This window comes from Xenorhabdus griffiniae (assembly GCF_001028135.1).
In the GTDB taxonomy this organism is placed as follows: domain Bacteria; phylum Pseudomonadota; class Gammaproteobacteria; order Enterobacterales; family Enterobacteriaceae; genus Xenorhabdus; species Xenorhabdus bakwenae.
In genome coordinates, this window is the sequence record NZ_LDNM01000050.1 from 1 (window position 1) to 2749 (window position 2749).

Sequence of the window (2749 nt, forward strand, 5' to 3'; positions counted from 1 at the left end):
GTTTGTTGCGAGAACTTCTTTGAGATGTTTCCAGGCTAATTCTTTTGTTGATTCATGGAAGAGAAAATCATGCTCCATCTAACCTCTCTCTTTTATTCCATAATTCAATTGCATTATTTACCGCATCATCTTTATTTTTATTGTAATAAGAAATAGAGCCTGTTGAATCACACCCAAAACAAGTTACCCACGAATCATAAGGTTCATGTGATTCATCATATTCATGATCAACACCTAAATTTTCACCACCACAAAACGGACACGGTTTGAGTTTGTATGTCATTTTGCCTCCAGTAGTTCATCCGGTATCTCTACCTCGTCACCTAACCGTGCAGCAACCACGACTCGGCAAATAGCAATTTGTGGTGTTTGTCCTTCCTGTACTTTCCAGATAGAAAAGTCATCCACTGTTACCGATTTACAAGATGCTACCCAAGGGGAATCAATACAAATACGGGTTAAGCTATCTAGATATTTATCAATCAACTGCCCGCATATAGACCAGTCAGAAGAGGGCTTAAACGAATAATATCTACTTTTTTTATCTACAGAATGTCCACTAGGTAATTCCAGAAAACGGCCTTCACCTTTAATCTCTGCTCCTAAAGACAACGCCACAGCCCAGTCCAACGCCCGTCCAGTTAGTTCGCTTGTTTTGATTTTCATTAAAATGCCTTACCGCCAGTCTTGGCGCGATTCTCTCGTTTATGGTCTGCCCGATTGCGGTTGTATGCTAACTTTTCAGCAATCGCGCTCTCGATGTCATAACCAAATGCCTCTGCATAATCTAAAATACGGATGACGGCATCGGCTAGCTCCACCTCTGCCATAGGACGATGAGGTAAATGATCGTCCATCAAATTTTTACGCTCTCCCTCCATTGCCTCGCTGATTTCTGAGTGAATTAAACAAAGCAATGTACCTCGTTCTCTTGGATTGTCCCACCAACCCGCATCAACATTTTGCTGGTGAATTTGCTGTTGTAATTCAGTTAGTTTCATTACCTTATCCTTTCGAAATAGTGAGTTATCCCAAATTTATAAGCCACCTTAAATAAATAACTTGATAGTTTGTTTAATTGATAAAAAGGCAACGTGAGAAGAATCACCATGGAGAGAGGTGTTAAAATAAAAGTCGCTATTGATATTCGAATAAATGAATTCTTTGCTCCTTTTTTGGCTTTTTTCATCTCAAAAGTCCTTATGGTGGGGTTAAAATTCAATATCTTCTTGATATTCAGCTGACTTGATTCTGGTGAGGTCAGCCGGATCTAACCCTCCGTGCGCGTTTGTAAAATAATACGATTTTTCAGCACCGGGAGCGTGACGTGATTTGGTACAGATAATCTCAGTAATTCCTTTCAATTCCGTATTGGGATTATATTTATCATCACGATACACCATGAAAATAACATCAGCTTCTTGCTCAATAATTCCTGACTCTCTCAGATCTGCGTTAACAGGCCGTTTATTGAGTCTTTGCTCCAAATTACGGTTTAACTGAGCCAGAGCAACAACCGGACATTTTAGCTCCTTAGCCAAATTTTTTAACCCTGTAGCGATCTCGCCAACTGACTGGTTCATGTTTTCGGGATTGGTCATTTTCATTTTTTGCAGGTAATCAACAATAATCAGTCCAAGACCGCCAGTTTTTTTGTGCATCCGTCGGGCCTCTGCTCGTATCTGGTTGATACTCAAAGACGATTTGTCGTTGGTATGTATTGATGATTTTTGAACATCATCTAGTGCATGAGCCAATTTCGCCCACGCCTCATTCATCATTTCCTTTGAACAGTTTTCACCCAATAAATCTTGTTTACGAACCCGCGCATGATGAAATGCAATACGCTCTGATATTTGCCACTTGGGCATTTCCAAGCTGAAAAACATCACAGGCTTACGGTTTTTCAATGCGACCGATTTCGTTATTGCTGTGCTCATCATGGTCTTACCCATGCCGGGACGACCACCAATAACAATAAAATCGGTGTTATTGAACCCACCAAATGCCCGGTCAATATCTGGCATCCCAAATTCAGTTTTATGTTTCCAGATATCACCATTGATCAATGATTCAATGATTTCTATCGATTCCTCAACGCCTTCCATGATGTGAGCTGTTCCGCCATCATTGGCACTTCCCAGATTTGATATCTGGTTTTCAATATCACCGGCAATATCCTGAACCGCATGAACTCCGCCGGCAGTGATCTGTGCAATGCCTGTATGCAGAACGGACAACATTTGGCGGGTCATAGATAACTGTTTGAGTTTATCGACGTAGCTAGGCAGTAGGTGGATGCTTGGCACACCTTTTGAACATTCAGCAATATAGGCGAATCCTCCACAATGACCAGAGTCACCACTTTGCTCAAGTTCGCTGTTCAGCAATACCACATCAAATTTACTGCCTGCCACATTGAGTTTTTTTAGCCCTCTCAGGATCAGTCTGTGAGCAACAGAGCTAAAATCATTTTCCGTCAGGGATTCAACCGCACTGATTGCGATATCAGCATACTCATCACCAGAAATCAAAATACCGCCAATGACCGCCTGTTCTGCGTGAATGTCAGAAAATTTTTCCATATTAAGCTCCGTTACGTCGTGCGATGTGTTCCCGTTTTGCCTGCTCGTAGACCTGTGACCAGTTCTCCGGTTTGAGTATCCAGTCCAGTGTTAACCACGGTTTGTCTTCCAGTTGGCCGAACAGCGATGACTGACTGATCAGGTCGAAGCAGGTCGCCATATGC

Annotated in this window: 4 protein-coding genes; all 4 read right to left on the reverse strand. The window is 42.0% G+C overall.

All coding sequences use genetic code 11. From position 1 onward, the window contains the following. Positions 1–67: 67 nt before the first annotated feature. Entirely contained in the window at positions 68–283 is a 216-nt protein-coding gene (locus AAY47_RS11835; RefSeq protein WP_047770136.1) for a Lar family restriction alleviation protein, read from the reverse strand. Next, entirely contained in the window at positions 280–666 is a 387-nt protein-coding gene (locus AAY47_RS11840; RefSeq protein WP_047770138.1) for a phage protein NinX family protein, read from the reverse strand. Before AAY47_RS11840 ends, AAY47_RS11835 begins: the two co-directional genes overlap by 4 nt. Continuing rightward, the gene (locus tag AAY47_RS11845; protein WP_047770140.1) at positions 666–1001 is read right to left on the reverse strand and encodes a hypothetical protein; all 336 of its coding nucleotides are present in this window, start codon (positions 999–1001) and stop codon (positions 666–668) included. Before AAY47_RS11845 ends, AAY47_RS11840 begins: the two co-directional genes overlap by 1 nt. 210 nt (positions 1002–1211) lie before the next feature. Continuing rightward, positions 1212–2585, reverse strand: coding sequence for a replicative DNA helicase (locus tag AAY47_RS11855; RefSeq protein WP_047770144.1), 1374 nt, complete (start codon positions 2583–2585; stop codon positions 1212–1214). Between the last annotated feature and the right edge of the window lie 164 nt (positions 2586–2749).